This window comes from Jeongeupia chitinilytica (genome assembly GCF_014652315.1).
Lineage (GTDB): Bacteria > Pseudomonadota > Gammaproteobacteria > Burkholderiales > Chitinibacteraceae > Jeongeupia > Jeongeupia chitinilytica.
Genome location: NZ_BMYO01000003.1, coordinates 82,530 through 97,606 on the forward strand (window position 1 = coordinate 82,530; position 15,077 = coordinate 97,606).

The window sequence follows — 15,077 nt, forward strand, 5'->3', positions numbered from 1 at the left end:
GAAGTGATGCGCACAATCGTATTTGCTTTGATGCTGTGGTCCCTGCCTGCCATGGCGGGTACGGTGCTGACGCCGGCCGAGGCTGCGGCGCTGGGTGATGCCGCATGCACACCGCTGAAGAATGGCCTGCTCGATTGCCGGAAAATAGCGACACCGTCGCCGCCGCCCGCCTCGGACCCGGCGATTCGCCCGCTTGAAACCATGTTCGCTCCGGCAACCCAGGTCTTCCCGCAGCCGAGCGCCGAGGCGCCGATCTTGCCGAGCTTCGATCCGATTCCGGCACAACTGGATGGCGACACCGTATCGATCGGCTGGGATATCGGTTTCGGTACGCCGGCGAGCTGGTGGGAGGTGCTCGACAACGATGCACTGCGACTGAAGTCGCGCAACTTCGTCCAGCGCCCGCTTGGGGCGGCGCCACTCGGCGAAAACATCGTGGCCAGCGAAGGCATGATCGTTCAGGGGGGCATGCAGTCGGTATCGGTGCAGAGCGGGGTTTACAAGCTCGGCCCGCTGACGCCGGGACGGCACGTGATCGAGGTACGGCTGTGCAATCCGGACGTCGACGGCAAGCCGCTTTGCCAGGGCAAAACATTCGAGACCTGGGTGGGCGGCAAGGGCGAGCAGGGCGAAGGCATGCCCGACAAGCCGCAGTTCGACTGGGTGCCGCAGATCACCACCGGCGAGCCGATTACCGTCGGCTGGAACATGTGGTGGGGCCAGACCGGCAGCTACTGGCAGCTGCTGGACGACAGGCAGGTGCTGCTCGAATCGCACGAGTTTGCCGAACACACCGAGCGCAGCCAGTCGGGACAGACGGTCCTGACAGGGCTGGCGGCCGGCAAGCACAGCCTGCAAATCCGTTTGTGCAATGCGCTGCAGTGTGCCGAGAGCGACCCGGCACCGGTCGAAGTGCTGTTGCCGCCGGAAGTGCCGACCAAGCCGGTGCTGGCGCTGTTGCCGCTCGAAAACGATCAGTGGCTGCTGCGCTGGTCCTTGCCGAAATCCACGCAGCATGTCGCACCAACCGACTGGCAACTGCTCGACGCCGATGTGCCTGCGGTGCTGCGACAGGAAAGAAAGGTGCGCAGCTGCCAGATCACCGGTGAGGCGCAGCAGCGCGTGACCAGTTACTGCGGTGAAACCCGGATTGCGCAATCGGCCATGCCGAAGCAGTTGCTGGTCCGGATCTGCGCCGGTCAGCGCTGCGTCGACAGCGATACGGTGCCGACGGTCATGCTGCTGGCAACGCCGGCGTCCGAATGATTCCTTCCTGCTGTTTTGCAGGCCGACCTGCAGTCCGGGAGGCTAGGGCCGGGGCGCCCCATCTTTCCCGGTAACACCGGCTGCGGCGGGTGCGACGAAATAAGTGCCGCGTGCGGTGTGGATGTAGTCGGCTTCCAGCGCCATCATAGTCACGAGAACCAGCAAACACAGTGGCGGGATCAGGATTGCGCAAACGAGGGCTAGCCGCTCCCATGCAAGGTGCATGAAGACGCTGGCGATCAGTGCCGCCTTGTAAAACATGAAGGTCAGGATCAGTGTCCAGCGCAGCGCACCCTGGACGTGAAAGTAGTCGACCAGGTAGGAGCAGGCGCTGAGGACGAACAGCAGGCCCCAGATTTTCAGGTAGAGGCCGACGGGGTGCTGCTGACCGTGGGTCATGACGGCCTCCTGCTTTCGCCATTGCGGGTGCGCGGTGCCATGCCGCTCACCACAGGTAAAAGAACGCGAAAATGAACACCCAGACCAGGTCGACAAAGTGCCAGTACAGCCCGGCGATCTCGACCCGGTCCGCGTCACGCAGGTGCCCATTGTCAGGTGAAGGCCCGTCGCTGTGCCTGTGTCCGAGCAGGCGCACGGCGACGGTGGTGAGGTAGATCACGCCGACACTGACGTGCAGACCGTGAAAGCCGGTGATCATGAAAAAGCACGCACCGAATTGCGCGGCACCGAGCGGGTTGCCCCACGGACGTATGCCCTCGGAGACGATCAGCTTGGTCCATTCGAACGCCTGCATGCCGACGAAGGCTGCGCCCAGTGCCGCAGTGGCCAGCATCAGTGCTGCGGCGCGAACCCGGTCGCCGCGGCCGGCGAAGTTCACCGCCATGGCCATCGTGCCGCTGCTGCTGATCAGCACGAAGGTCATGATGGCGATCAGGATCAGCGGCAGTCTGGTTGCGCCAAGCTGCAGCGCGAACACCTCGCTGGGGTTGGGCCATGGTTCGGCAGTGGTCATGCGCACCGCCATGTAGCCGCTGAGGAAAATACCGAAGACGAAGGTGTCTGACAGCAGGAACACCCACATCATCGCCTTGCCCCAGGGCACCTTGAATGCCTCGCGGTCACCGGACCAGTCGGCAGCCAGTCCGTACACCCCGGATGAAGAGGTGGGTGAAGAGGTCGAGTCGGACATGATGATGGTCCTCCGGGGCCTAACTTCCGCCGCAAATGACCTGCAGCGTTGCGGGTGGAATCAGGAACAGCACGCCGTACAACAGCAGCCAGACGAGCAGCAGGAAGTGCCAGTAGCGGGCGCACAGTCGTGCGCCCGGCGCGATGTCCGCGCCATGCCGTGCGCGAACCCGAACCCGAACCATCAACAGGCCCCATGCAAGCAGCCCGCCCAGTACATGCGCGCCGTGCATGCCGGTCAGCAGGTAGAAGAAACTGCTGGCCGGATTGCCGGCCACCCCGAACCCGAGCGATCGCAACTGTTGCCATGCAAGCAACTGGCCGACCAGGAAGGCGCAGCCGAACAGCCCGCCGAACCAGAGCGGGATTGTGCCGTGAGGGCGCATCGCGGCCGATTGCAAGGCGACGCTGGCCAGCAGCAGCGCCAGTGTGTTCCAGCGCAGCAGTGCCGGCTCCGGCAGGCGCAGCCAGTCAGCGCTGCCGGAGCGCACGGCGTAGGCCTGGATGAATTGCAGGAACAGCACCGTAATGACCGCGAGCAGCACCCACAGCCCGAGCCGGGCGGCGGCATCAGGATCGGGACGGTCTGTGCGGGTCGTGGCATCGTTCATGGCGCTGTCCGGTCAGGTTTCGCCTCGCAGCCCAGTGGCGACGTCGAGGTTTGCGGCAGGAAGTCGGTACTCGTGCCCGGCACGCTGTAATCGTACGGCCAGCGGTGCACCTCCGGCAGTGCGCTTCCCCAGTTGCCGTGGCCGGGCGGGTTTTCAGGCGTTTGCCATTCCAGCGAGGCCGAACCCCAGGGGTTGGGGCCGGACGGAAGTCCGTTGAACGCGCTGCGGGCGAGGTTGTAGAGGAACACCAGCTGGAAAGTGCCGACGATCAGCGCGGCGACGGTGATGAAGGCATTCAGCTGCTGTGCCGAGGGCGGAATGAAGGCGTAGTTGTCGTAGGCGTAATAGCGGCGCGGCATGCCGAGAATGCCGAGGTAATGCATCGGAAAGTAGATGGCGTAGCTGCCGACAAAGGTCACCCAGAAATGCAGCTTGCCGAGCGTGTCGTTCATCAGCCGGCCGGTCACTTTCGGATACCAGTGATAAATGCCGCCGAAGATCGCCAGAATCGGCGACACCCCCATCACCATGTGGAAATGGGCAACGACGAAGTAGGTGTTCGACAGCGGCATGTCGGTGCTGACGTTGCCGAGGAAGAGCCCGGTCAGGCCGCCGATCACGAAGGTGCTGACGAAGCCGATGGCGAACAGCATCGGCACGGTCAGGTGGATGTCGCCGCGCCAGAGCGTGAGCAGCCAGTTGTAGACCTTGATGGCGGTCGGTACGGCAATGATCAGCGTGGTGGTGGCAAAGAAGAAACCGAACCAGGGGTTCATGCCGCTCACGTACATGTGGTGCGCCCACACGACGAAGCTGAGAACGCCGATGATGACGATGGCCCACACCATCATCCGGTAGCCGAAGATGTTCTTGCGCGCATGCGTGCTGATCAGGTCGGAGACGATGCCGAACGCCGGCAGCGCGACGATGTAGACCTCGGGATGGCCGAAAAACCAGAACAGGTGCTGGAACAGGATCGGGCTGCCACCCTTGTACGCGAGCGCCTGGCCCATCGACACCACGGCGGGCATGAAGAAGCTGGTGCCGAGCAGCCGGTCGAACAGCATCATCACCGCACTGACGAACAGTGCTGGAAATGCGAGCAGCGCCATGATGGTCGCGACGAGGATGCCCCAGACGGTCAGCGGGAGCCGCATCAGCGTCATCCCGCGCGTACGCGCCTGAAGCACCGTGGTTACGTAATTGAGTCCACCCATCGTCGCCGCGACGATGAAGATCGCCAGTGACACCAGCATCAGCACGATGCCGCCGCCGCTGCCCGGCGTGCCGGGCAGGATGGCTTGCGGCGGATACAGCGTCCAGCCCGCGCCGGTCGGCCCGCCGGGGACGAAGAAGCTGCCCATCAGCACCAGCACGGCCAGCAAATACATCCAGTAGCTGAGCATGTTGAGGAAGGGAAACACCATGTCGCGCGCGCCGACCATCAGCGGGATCAGGTAGTTGCCGAAGCCGCCGAGGAACAGCGCGGTCAGCAGGTAGATCACCATGATCATGCCGTGCATGGTGACGAACTGGTAATAGTGATTGGCGTCGATGAAGGCAAAGCGGCCGGGGAAGCCGATCTGCAAGCGCATCAGGTTGGACAGTACCAAGGCCACCAGGCCGACCGCGATCGCCGTGATCGTGTACTGCACCGCAATCACCTTGTGATCCTGGCTCCATACGTAACGGGTCCAGAAACTGTGCGGTGCGTGATCCTGTTCCGGATAGGCCATGGTGCCCCCTCACTGCCGCGCGGTGGTCGCCGCAGGTTTGGCGGACAGCGACTTGATGTAGGCGATCAGGGCGTTGACCTCCTGATCGTTCAGCTCGATCTTCGGCATGACAGGCTGGAATCCCTCGACCCGTTTCGAGTTGGGTGAGGTGATCGCTTCCCTCAGGTAGGCGTCGTCGACCAGCGCCGAAGCGCCGCCGGCCAGCCGTTCGTGCTTGCCGTACAGGCCCTGCCAGCCCGGGCCGACGCCGGCGGCCGTGGTCGGGCTGTGGCAGGCTACGCAACCCTTGCTTTGCGCCAGCGACTGGCCCTGGCTCGCGAGTGCGTTGACGGGGGATGTGCCGGAGATGGGGGGCGCTAACGGCCGGGTATTGACCGTGGCGGATGCCAGCGTCACGCGCTGCTTGTCGAGCCAGACCTGGTACGCAGCTTCGTCGTCGACGACGACATAGCCGCGCATGTTGAAGTGGCCGACACCGCACAGCTGCGCGCACAGGATTTCATAACGCCCGGTCCTGGTCGGCGTCAGCCAGAACGACGTCACCATGCCCGGCACCATGTTCATCCGGGTCCTGAACGGCTGGACGAAGAAGTCGTGCAGCACATCCTGGGAGCGCAGCAGGATCTTCACCGGCTGGTTCACCGGCAGGTGTACTTCCGGCGCGTTGATCAGGATGTCGTCCTGGCCGCGCGGGTCGGCCGGATTGAGGCCGAACGGGTTGGTCGGACTGATGAAGCGCACGTCGGTCGAGCCGAGCTGGCCGTCCGGGCCGGGCAGGCGGAAGCGCCATTGCCACTGCTGGCCGATGGCTTCGATGACCGCGGCCTTGGGCGGCGCATGGATCAGGTCGGCATAAACGAACAGGCCCGGTGCCAGCATGGCGGCGATGCCCAGTGCGGTCAGGCCGATCAGCCAGTGCTCGAGTTTGCGGTTGTCCTGCTGGACGGTCGCACGATGGCCGTCGCGCTGGCGAAATCGGACGATGCACCAGGCGATGAAGATGTTCACGGCAATGAATACGGCGCCGGTAATCAGCAGGGTGATGGACAGCGTCGTGTCGATGAGTGCCCAGTTGGAGGCAAGGGGCGTATACCACCACGGGCTGAAGACGTGGAACAGGACTGCGGAGATGACCAGTGCGATCAGTGCGATTGCGAGCGCCATGGGGTGTCTGCCTGCTGCCGTGCCCGTGCAACCGGAGTTTGCTGCGGGCCGGGTACGTCGTTTCACGCTAGCACATCGTGACCGGTGCACCGGCCGCAGCGGCAAACCGGGCGACGGCCTGCAACCCGGTATCAGGTGCGAGGGTCGGCACGCAACTTGCTTGGACTATGCTGGTTCCTATGCAAAGTCCTGCCTCCATGCTCCGCGTTCTGCTCGTCAACGACACTGCCAAGCCCATCGGTGAATTGCGCGATGCGCTCGAGCACGCCGGTTATGCGGTCATTGCCGAGGTCGACGGTGCGGCGGCCTTGCTGCGCGCGGTGGAAACGCAGCGCCCCGACGTGGTGATCATCGACACCGAGTCGCCGTCGCGCGACACGCTCGAACAGCTGGCGGTGATGGGCCACGCCGCACCGCGGCCGGTGGTGATGTTCGCCGACCGCAGCGAGCCGCAGGCGATCCGTGATGCGGTCGGTGCCGGGGTCACCGCCTATGTGGTCGATCACGTCGGTGCCGACAGGCTTGCCCCGATCATCGAAGTGGCGCTGGCGCGGTTCGAGGAAGAGGCGCGACTGAAAAAACGCCTCGCCAACGCCGAGCAGCAACTGGCCGACCGAAAGCTGATCGACCGCGCCAAGGGCGTGCTGATGGACAAGCGCGGCCTGAGCGAGGCCGAAGCCTACGCCACCTTGCGCGAGCAGGCGATGAAGCAGGGGAGCCGGATCGCCGACGTGGCGCGCCAACTGATCGCGATGGCCGAGCTGCTCGGCTGAAGGAAGAACCGATGTTCCACCCCACTGCATCAACGCCCGAATCGCTGCCTGGCTACCGGATCACCGGGTCGGATGCACCCGAAAAAACGGTGCTCAAGCTCGGCTTCGTGCCCTTGTCCGATTGCGCGCCGCTGGTTGCCGCCAAGGTGCTCGACCTCGGGCGCACGCACGGGATCGAAATCGAGCTGTACCGCCAGCCATCGTGGGCGGCGGTGCGCGACAAGCTGATTTCGGGCGAGCTGGATGCCGCGCATGCGCTGTACGGCCTCGTCTACGGCGTCGAACTCGGCATCGGCGGGCCGCAGGCCGACATGGCCGTGCTGATGACGCTGAACCAGAACGGCCAGGCGATCACTCTGTCGAACCGGCTCGCCGAGGCGCTGCAGGCCGGCATCGGGCTGCGCGAACTGCTGGCGGCCGAATCGCGTCGACACGTATTCGCGCAGACCTTCCCGACCGGCACCCACGCGATGTGGCTGTATTACTGGCTGGCGACGCAGGGCATCCATCCGCTCGACGACGTGAAACCGGTGGTGATTCCGCCGCCGCAGATGAGCGACGCGCTGGCATCCGGCGTGCTCGACGGCTACTGCGCCGGCGAACCGTGGCACGCGGTCGCCGAGGCCGAAGGCCACGGCCGCACGGTGATCCGCAGCGGCGAAATCTGGCCCGATCATCCCGAGAAGGTGCTGGCCTGCCGGCGCGACTTCGTTGCCCGCCATCCGAACGCAGCGCGGGCGCTGACGATGACGCTGCTCGAGGCCTGCCGCTGGCTCGACGACCTCGAACACCGGCGCGAGGCGGCCGGCTGGTTGTCCGGCCCCGGCTATATTGGCCGGGCCAGTCCGCTGATCATGCCGCGATTGCTCGGCGACTACGGCCGGCTGGGTAATACCGCGCCGCTGATGCGCTTTTTCGGCGGCGGCAGCGTCAACTACCCGTATCTGTCGGACGGCTTGTGGTTCCTCGGTCAGTACCGGCGCTGGGGCTTGCTGCCGGACGACGTGGACATGCAGGCAGTCGCCAGGGCAATCAACCAGACGGCACTGTACGACGAAGCCGCCTCCGCGCTGGGCGTACTGCAGCCGGCCAGCCCGATGCGCAGCAGCACGCTGATCGACGGCCGGCGCTGGGACGGAAGCGATCCGCAGGGCTATGCGGACGGTTTCGAAATCCGTGCCGATGCCTGCGTTGGCGGGGCTGGCGACGGGCGGCGCTGAAGCGCCGACCTGCGATGTTGCGGTGCGCAAATGCTGTGCGCACGGACATCCATTTGCACCGATGCAGTGCGCCATGCCGGGGTGATCCACCCCGAAAATCCAGCAAATCCCGAGCGCGAACGAAAACGGTGATCTGGCACGGCCCTTGCTGAACATGAAGTGAGTGGCACAACGGCGTGCCGCTCACCAAATCGGAAGTGAAGGCCAACGGCGGTTTTCAGCTTCAAGGACAACGGCGTCCCTCCATGTTTCACGACATGGACGGACGCCGTTTTTGTTTTCCTGCTTGGGAGAGTGTCATGAACCGTTCCTTCTGGCGTGCAGGGCATACGCCGACGCTGTTTTCCGCCTTCCTGTATTTCGACCTCAGTTTCATGGTCTGGTATCTGCTCGGGCCGCTGCAGGTGCAGATTGCCAGCGACCTGCACCTGACCACGCAGCAGCGCGGGCTGATGGTCGCCACGCCGATTCTGGCCGGCGCGATCCTGCGGCTGGTGATGGGCGTCGTCGTCGACCGGATCGGCGCCAAGCGCGCCGGTCTGATCGGTCAGGTGATCGTGATTGCCGCCTTGCTGACGGCGTGGCAGGTCGGCTTCTCGACCTTGACCGGCGCGCTGACGCTGGGGCTGTTCCTCGGCGTGGCCGGTGCATCGTTCGCCGTCGCTTTGCCGCTGGCGTCGCGCTGGTACCCGCCCGAGCATCAGGGCACGGCGATGGGCATCGCCGGCGCCGGCAACTCGGGCACCGTGCTGGCCGCCCTGTTCGCACCGCTGCTGGCGGTGGCGTTCGGCTGGCAGAACGTCTTCGGTCTGGCATGCATTCCGCTGGTGATCACGCTGATCGTTTATGCCCTCAACGCCAAGGACGCACCCGGTGCCGCGCCGAAGAAGAAACTCGCCGACTACCTGGTGGTGCTCGGCGAGAAGGACGCGTGGTGGTTCATGTTCTTCTATGCGATCACCTTCGGCGGCTTCTCGGGCTTTGCCAGCGCCTTGCCCGGCTACTTCCACGACCAGTTCGGCTTCGACGCCAAAACCGCCGGCCTCTATACCGCCGCCTGCGTGCTGGCGGGTTCGGTGATGCGCCCGATCGGCGGCGTGCTGGCCGACAAGGTCGGCGGCACCAAGTCCCTGCTCGTCGTTTACACCGCCACTGCCTTGCTGATTGCCGCGGCCGGTTTCAACGTCGGTGGCTCGGCCGGTGCGGTGGCCTTGTTCATTGCCGCGATGCTCTGTCTGGGTGCCGGCAACGGCGCGGTGTTCCAGCTGGTGCCGCAACGCTTCGGCAAGGAAATCGGCGTGATGACCGGGCTGATCGGCATGGCCGGTGGTGTTGGTGGCTTCGCGCTGGCGGCGAGCCTCGGTGCGATCAAGCAGGCGACCGGTGATTACGCGACCGGGCTGTGGCTGTTCGCCTGCATCGCCGCGCTGGGCTGGATGAGTCTGGCCGGTGTGAAGCAGCGGTGGCGCAGCGACTGGACCGTCGCCGCAGCGCGTGTTTAAGGAGAAACCACAATGAAAAAGCCCAAACTCGTCGTCGTCGGCAACGGCATGGCCGGCATCCGCACGGTCGAGGAACTGCTGACGCTGGCGCCCGATCTGTACGAGATCACCGTGTTCGGTGCCGAGCCGCACCCGAACTACAACCGCATCCTGCTCTCGCCGGTGCTGGCCGGTGAGCAGGAGTTCAAGGACATCGTCCTGAACCCGCTGTCGTGGTACGCGGAAAACGGCATCCGGCTGCATCTGGGCAAGAGCGTCGCGCGGATCGACCGGCACCGCCGTACCGTCGTCGCCAACGACGGCACCGAGGAGCCGTACGACCGGCTGCTGTTGGCGACCGGGTCGATGCCCTTCATCCTGCCGGTGCCGGGCAAGGACCTGAAAGGCGTGATCAGCTACCGCGACATCTACGACACCGAAACGATGATCGCTACCGCAAAGGCCAAGAAGCACGCCGTCGTCATCGGTGGCGGGCTCTTGGGGCTCGAGGCAGCCAACGGGCTGAAGATCCGCGGCATGGATGTCACCGTCGTGCACTTGGGCGAGTGGCTGCTCGACAAGCAGCTCGACGTGACCGCCGGCCAACTGCTGCAAACCTCGCTCGAGGAGCGCGGACTGTCCTTTCTGCTGCAGAAGCAGACCGCCGAGCTCGTCGGCAACGACGCCGGCGAAGTGACCGCGGTGCGCTTCAAGGATGGCGACGAGGTCGCGGCCGATCTGGTGGTGATGGCCGTCGGCATCCGCCCGAACACCGCGCTGGCGGAAAGCGCCGGACTGCATTGCAATCGCGGCATCGTCGTCAGCGATGCGCTGCAGACGTTCGATCCGCGAATCTACGCGGTCGGCGAGTGCGTCAGCCATCGCGGCGTCGCCTACGGCCTCGTCGCGCCGCTGTTCGAGCAGGCCAAGGTCTGCGCCAACCATCTGGCGCAGCTCGGCATCGGCCAGTACAAGGGTTCGGTGCTGTCGACCAAGCTCAAGGTCACCGGCATCGACCTGTTCAGCGCCGGCGATTTCATGGGCGGCGAGGGCACCGAGGACATCGTGCTGTCCGACCCGGCCGGCGGCGTCTACAAGAAGCTGGTGATCAAGGACGACCAGCTTGTCGGCGCCTGCCTGTATGGCGACACCGCCGACGGTGCGTGGTACTTCAAGCTGTTGCGCGAGGGACGCAAGATCGCCGACCTGCGCGACCACATCATGTTCGGCGAGTCGGCGATCGGCGACGCCGGCGTCCAGGGCCAGAGCCGCGCCGGTGCGATGCAGGACAGCGACGAGGTCTGCGGCTGCAACGGTGTGTGCAAGGGCACCATCGTCAAGGCGATCAAGGAGAAGGGCCTGTTCACCGTCGACGACGTCAAGAAGCACACCAAGGCGGCGAGTTCGTGCGGTTCGTGCACCGGTCTGGTCGAGCAGATCCTGATGAATACGCTGGGCAGCAGCTTCCAGGAGACGCCGAAGACCAAGGCGGTGTGCGGCTGTACCGACCACAACCATGGTGAGGTGCGCAAGGCGATCCGCGAGCACCACCTGACGTCGCACAAGGCCGTTTACGACTTCCTTGAGTGGCGCACACCGAACGGCTGCGCAACGTGCCGACCAGCGGTCAACTACTACCTGATCTCGACTTGGCCGAAGGAAGCCGTCGACGATCCGCAAAGCCGCTTCGTCAACGAGCGCGTGCACGCCAACATCCAGAAGGACGGCACGTTCTCGGTGATCCCGCAGATGAAGGGCGGCGTGACCAACTCATCCGAATTGCGCAGGATTGCCGATGTCGCCGACAAATACCACGTGCCGATGGTCAAGGTGACCGGTGGCCAGCGCATCGACTTGCTGGGTGTGAAGAAGGAAGACCTCGTCAGCGTCTGGAAGGATCTGGGCATGCAGTCCGGCCACGCCTACGGCAAGTCGATCCGCACGGTGAAAACCTGCGTCGGCAGCGAGTTCTGCCGCTTCGGTACGCAGAACAGCACGCAGATGGGCATCGATCTCGAAACCATGCTCGCGAACATGTGGTCGCCGCACAAGGTGAAGCTCGCCGTCTCCGGCTGCCCGCGCAACTGCGCCGAATCGGGAATCAAGGACGTCGGCGTGATCGCGGTCGACAGCGGCTGGGAGCTGTATGTCGGTGGCAATGGCGGCATCAAGACCGAGGTCGCGCAGTTCCTGTGCAAGGTGAAAACCGGCGACGAGGTGAAGGAATACACCGGCGCCTTCCTGCAGCTCTACCGCGAAGAGGCGTACTACCTCGACCGCACCGTCCACTACATCGCCCGCGTCGGCCTCGACTACATCAAGCAGAAGGTCGTCGACGATGCTGCGAACCGCAAGGCGCTGTACGAGCGGCTGCTGTACTCGCTCGAAGGCCTGCCCGACCCGTGGGCGGCGCGGATCGCCGGGGTGCAGAAGAACGAGTACATCCCGATCAGGCTCGTGACCGCAGGAGAACCGGCATGAATGCCCCGCTGAACACCGAACAATGGTTGCGCGTCTGCACGGTCGAGGATATTCCCCGGCTCGGCAGCCGGGTGGTCGAACGCGACGCCGGCAATATCGCCGTGTTCCGCACTGCAAGCGACAGCGTATTCGCACTGCTCGACCGCTGCCCGCACAAGGCAGGTCCCTTGAGCCAGGGCATCGTCCACGGCGAGACGGTGACGTGCCCGCTGCACAGCTGGAACATCGACCTGACATCGGGCGAGGCCAGGGCGCCCGACGTCGGCTGTGCGCGACGCTATCCGGTCAGGGTCGAAAACGGCGAGGTCTTCCTCGCATTGGCATCGCCATGAGCCTACTGCGCGAATCGATGGCTGCGTTGCGCGGTGCTCGGAATCCTCATGGACCACGTGTCCATTCCGGTTCCTGTGCGCCGGGCGCTTTGACCTCGATCCGCTCGCTACGGCTCTTGGTGATTCCAGAGGTGTACTGAGATGACAAAGACCATTACCAAATCGACGTGCTGCTACTGCGGTGTGGGCTGTGGCGTGCTGATCGAGTCGGACGGCGACCGGATCATCGGCATCCAGGGCGATCCCTCGCACCCGGCCAATTTCGGCCGGCTGTGCACCAAGGGCATGACCCTGCCGGCAACCGCTGCCAGCCTCACCGGCCGGGCGCTGCATCCGGAAATGCGGCTGACGCGGGATGCCGAACGTCAGCGCATCGATTGGGATGCCGCGCTCGATACCGTGTCCGAACGCTTTGCCGACATCATCGAGCGCCACGGCCCGGATGCGGTGGCGTTCTACGTGTCGGGCCAGCTGCTGACCGAGGACTATTACGTCTTCAACAAGCTCGCCAAGGGTGTCGTCGGTACCAACAACATCGATACCAACTCGCGGCTGTGCATGAGCAGCGCGGTGACGGCGTACAAACTGGCGCTCGGTGCCGATGGCCCGCCGACGTGTTACGAGGACCTCGAACTCGCCGATTGCGTGCTGTTCGCCGGCAGCAATATGGCGTACGCGCACCCGGTGCTGTTCCGCCGGCTCGAAGCAGCCAAGGCGACGCGGCCGGCGACGAAGTGGATCGTCATCGACCCGCGCCGTACCGATACCGCGGCGATGGCCGACCTGCATCTGCAGATCCAGCCCGGTACCGACGTTGCGCTGTTCAACGGCATGCTGCACCACCTGATCTGGGAGGGGCTGGTCGACCCGGCCTACATCGCCGCGCACACCGCCGGCTTTGCCGAACTGAAAAAACTGGTGCGCGATTACACGCCCAAGATGGCGGCGGAGCTGTGCGGGATATTCGAGGCCGATCTGGTCCAGGCGGCTGAATGGTTCGGTGCCAGCGGCGGTGCCTCGCTCTCGCTGTACTGCATGGGGCTGAACCAGTCGGCGCACGGCACCGACAAGAATCTGGCGCTGATCAACCTGCACCTGGCCACCGGCCAGATCGGCAAGCCCGGCGCCGGGCCGTTCTCGCTGACCGGCCAGCCGAACGCGATGGGCGGGCGCGAGGTCGGCGGCATGGCGACGATGCTCGCCGCGCATCGCGACATCGCGATCCCGTCGCACCGCGCCGAGGTCGCCGAGGTGTGGGGCGTGCCGGCCGAGCGGCTGTCGAACCAGCCTGGCCTGCCGGCGGTGGCGATGTTCGACGCGATCCGGGACGGCAGGATCAAGGCGGTGTGGATCGCCTGTACCAATCCGGCGCATTCGCTGCCCGACGCCGGCAAGGTGGCCGAAGCGCTCGAAATGGCCGAGTTCGTCGTCGTCCAGGAGGCATTCACCAATACCGACACCGTACCGTACGCCGACGTGCTGCTGCCGGCGGCGACCTGGGGCGAAAAGGCCGGCACGGTGACCAATTCCGAGCGTCGGATCTCGCGCGTCCGCGCCGCAGTCGCCGCACCGGGCGAGGCGAGGCCGGACTGGTGGATTGCGTGCGAAGTCGCGAAACGGATCGCGGCACGACTGTACCCGGAGGACGCAGCGGGTTTCGCATATGTGGAAACATCGGCGATTTTCGACGAGCACCGCAGGCTGACTGTCGGTCGTGACCTCGACATCGGCGGCCTCGACTACGCGCTGCTCGAATCGCATGGCCCCCAGCAATGGCCGCTGCCGGCCGGCATGCGTCAGGGGCTGGCGCGGCGTTATGTCGACTGCGGCTTTGCCACGCCGGATGGCCGGGCGCGCTTTCATGCCACGCCGTACAAACCGGTCGCTGAACCGACCAATGCGCGCTACCCCTTCCACCTGCTCACCGGCCGGCTGCGCGACCAGTGGCACGGCATGAGCCGGACCGGCCGGCTGCCGCAACTGTTCGCGCACACGCCCGAGCCGAGCCTGACGATGCATCCGCATGATGCCGAGCGCCGTGGCCTGAAGGCTGGCGATCTGGTGCGGGTCGCCAGCAAGCGCGGCGCACTGGTGCTGCCGCTGGCGATCGGCAATGACGTGCCCAGTGGCAGCGTGTTCGCCGCGATGCACTGGAACGGCCAGTTCCTCAATTCGCTTGGCGTCAACGAGACCAGCGCACCGATGGTCGACGGGCGTTCGTTCCAGCCCGAACTCAAGCACGCCGCAGTGCGGATTGAGCGCGCCGAGCTGCCATGGCGAGCGATGGCGGCGCTGCGCAGCCCCGATGTGCTGATGCTGCACGCTGCAGTGCAGCCGCTGCTGGCCGAATGCGATTACGCGGCGATCAGTCTGCAGGGGCGCGACACGCTGGTGCTGCGCGCCGCGTGTACCGAAGCGCCGGCCGGCTGGCTCGAACGGGTGTTTACTGCGCTCGAGCTGCAGCCGGGCGCCGACGTACTCGAGTATCGCGACGCGCGGCGCAATCTGGTCAAACGGGTCGGCTGGCGCTCGCAGGATGAAGGCGGCAGCGTGCTGGCCGGTTTCGTGTTTGCCGGCGATGTGTCCGGCGCCGAGGGACTGCTCGATACCTTGCTCGCCGGCGAGGTCTGGCAGGGGCCGCGGCTGGCGGTATTTGCGCCTAAGGGCGCAAGTGCCGTGCCGCGCGATCGGGTGGTCTGCAACTGCATGCAGGTGCGCGAATCGCAAATCGCCGGTCGCGCTGCGGCCGGCGCCGGTGTCGAACAACTGAAGGCCGAGCTGGGTTGCGGCACCGTCTGCGGCTCGTGTGTGCCCGAACTCAAACGCCTGTGCGCATCGACGTCACGGGCTGCCTGATCAAGGAG

12 protein-coding genes are annotated in these 15,077 nt (G+C 65.3%); 7 read left to right on the forward strand and 5 right to left on the reverse strand.

Going from position 1 to position 15,077, the window contains the following annotated elements; translation table 11 throughout:
- The first annotated feature begins 6 nt into the window (after positions 1–6).
- Positions 7–1,266, forward strand: a complete 1,260-nt coding sequence (locus tag IE097_RS06225; protein ID WP_189459302.1) for a chitinase N-terminal domain-containing protein — start codon at positions 7–9, stop codon at positions 1,264–1,266.
- Between the two features lie 42 nt (positions 1,267–1,308).
- On the opposite strand, the gene IE097_RS06230 is transcribed toward IE097_RS06225, so the two are convergent.
- Genes IE097_RS06230 through IE097_RS06250 form a run of 5 tightly spaced genes read right to left on the reverse strand, consistent with a single transcriptional unit; the run spans position 1,309 to position 5,926 of the window.
- Entirely contained in the window at positions 1,309–1,665 is a 357-nt protein-coding gene (locus IE097_RS06230) for a cytochrome C oxidase subunit IV family protein (RefSeq protein ID WP_189459303.1), read from the reverse strand.
- 46 nt (positions 1,666–1,711) lie between these two features.
- On the reverse strand, positions 1,712–2,416 hold the full coding sequence (locus IE097_RS06235; protein WP_189459304.1) for a cytochrome c oxidase subunit 3: 705 nt from the start codon (positions 2,414–2,416) through the stop codon (positions 1,712–1,714).
- Positions 2,417–2,435: 19 nt separating this feature from the next.
- Complete coding sequence (locus tag IE097_RS06240) at positions 2,436–3,026, reverse strand: cytochrome c oxidase subunit 3 (RefSeq protein WP_189459305.1); 591 nt, start codon at positions 3,024–3,026, stop codon at positions 2,436–2,438.
- Complete coding sequence (ctaD, locus tag IE097_RS06245; protein WP_189459306.1) at positions 3,023–4,762, reverse strand: cytochrome c oxidase subunit I; 1,740 nt, start codon at positions 4,760–4,762, stop codon at positions 3,023–3,025. The genes IE097_RS06240 and ctaD overlap by 4 nt, the downstream gene beginning before the upstream one ends.
- A 9-nt stretch (positions 4,763–4,771) precedes the next feature.
- Complete coding sequence (locus IE097_RS06250) at positions 4,772–5,926, reverse strand: cytochrome c oxidase subunit II (RefSeq protein WP_189459307.1); 1,155 nt, start codon at positions 5,924–5,926, stop codon at positions 4,772–4,774.
- 197 nt (positions 5,927–6,123) lie between these two features.
- On the opposite strand from IE097_RS06250, the gene IE097_RS06255 reads away from it, so the two are divergent.
- The 6 genes from IE097_RS06255 to IE097_RS06280 all read left to right on the forward strand — a co-directional run bounded on the left by IE097_RS06255 (position 6,124) and on the right by IE097_RS06280 (position 15,069).
- Positions 6,124–6,699, forward strand: coding sequence for an ANTAR domain-containing response regulator (locus IE097_RS06255; RefSeq protein ID WP_189459308.1), 576 nt, complete (start codon positions 6,124–6,126; stop codon positions 6,697–6,699).
- Positions 6,700–6,710: 11 nt separating this feature from the next.
- Positions 6,711–7,919 carry a CmpA/NrtA family ABC transporter substrate-binding protein gene (locus tag IE097_RS06260; RefSeq protein ID WP_189459309.1) on the forward strand — a complete coding sequence of 403 codons (1,209 nt, stop codon included), beginning with the start codon at positions 6,711–6,713 and terminating at the stop codon, positions 7,917–7,919.
- Between the two features lie 299 nt (positions 7,920–8,218).
- Complete coding sequence (locus IE097_RS06265) at positions 8,219–9,421, forward strand: nitrate/nitrite transporter (RefSeq protein WP_189459310.1); 1,203 nt, start codon at positions 8,219–8,221, stop codon at positions 9,419–9,421.
- A 12-nt stretch (positions 9,422–9,433) separates the two neighbouring features.
- Positions 9,434–11,881 (forward strand): nitrite reductase large subunit NirB, encoded by a 2,448-nt coding sequence (gene nirB / locus IE097_RS06270; protein WP_189459311.1) that lies wholly within the window; start codon positions 9,434–9,436, stop codon positions 11,879–11,881.
- Complete coding sequence (gene nirD / locus IE097_RS06275) at positions 11,878–12,213, forward strand: nitrite reductase small subunit NirD (RefSeq protein WP_189459312.1); 336 nt, start codon at positions 11,878–11,880, stop codon at positions 12,211–12,213. Before nirB ends, nirD begins: the two co-directional genes overlap by 4 nt.
- 141 nt (positions 12,214–12,354) lie before the next feature.
- Positions 12,355–15,069 (forward strand): nitrate reductase, encoded by a 2,715-nt coding sequence (locus tag IE097_RS06280; protein ID WP_189459313.1) that lies wholly within the window; start codon positions 12,355–12,357, stop codon positions 15,067–15,069.
- Positions 15,070–15,077: the final 8 nt, after the last annotated feature.

Excerpts from the sequence above, each read along its gene's own strand:
- IE097_RS06225 (WP_189459302.1), top strand. The coding sequence starts at position 7 with ATGCGCACAATCGTATTTGCTTTGATGCTGTGGTCCCTGCCTGCCATG.
- IE097_RS06230 (WP_189459303.1), bottom strand. The coding sequence starts at position 1,665 with ATGACCCACGGTCAGCAGCACCCCGTCGGCCTCTACCTGAAAATCTGG.
- IE097_RS06235 (WP_189459304.1), bottom strand. The coding sequence starts at position 2,416 with ATGTCCGACTCGACCTCTTCACCCACCTCTTCATCCGGGGTGTACGGA.
- IE097_RS06240 (WP_189459305.1), bottom strand. The coding sequence starts at position 3,026 with ATGAACGATGCCACGACCCGCACAGACCGTCCCGATCCTGATGCCGCC.
- ctaD (WP_189459306.1), bottom strand. The coding sequence starts at position 4,762 with ATGGCCTATCCGGAACAGGATCACGCACCGCACAGTTTCTGGACCCGT.
- IE097_RS06250 (WP_189459307.1), bottom strand. The coding sequence starts at position 5,926 with ATGGCGCTCGCAATCGCACTGATCGCACTGGTCATCTCCGCAGTCCTG.
- IE097_RS06255 (WP_189459308.1), top strand. The coding sequence starts at position 6,124 with ATGCTCCGCGTTCTGCTCGTCAACGACACTGCCAAGCCCATCGGTGAA.
- IE097_RS06260 (WP_189459309.1), top strand. The coding sequence starts at position 6,711 with ATGTTCCACCCCACTGCATCAACGCCCGAATCGCTGCCTGGCTACCGG.
- IE097_RS06265 (WP_189459310.1), top strand. The coding sequence starts at position 8,219 with ATGAACCGTTCCTTCTGGCGTGCAGGGCATACGCCGACGCTGTTTTCC.
- nirB (WP_189459311.1), top strand. The coding sequence starts at position 9,434 with ATGAAAAAGCCCAAACTCGTCGTCGTCGGCAACGGCATGGCCGGCATC.
- nirD (WP_189459312.1), top strand. The coding sequence starts at position 11,878 with ATGAATGCCCCGCTGAACACCGAACAATGGTTGCGCGTCTGCACGGTC.
- IE097_RS06280 (WP_189459313.1), top strand. The coding sequence starts at position 12,355 with ATGACAAAGACCATTACCAAATCGACGTGCTGCTACTGCGGTGTGGGC.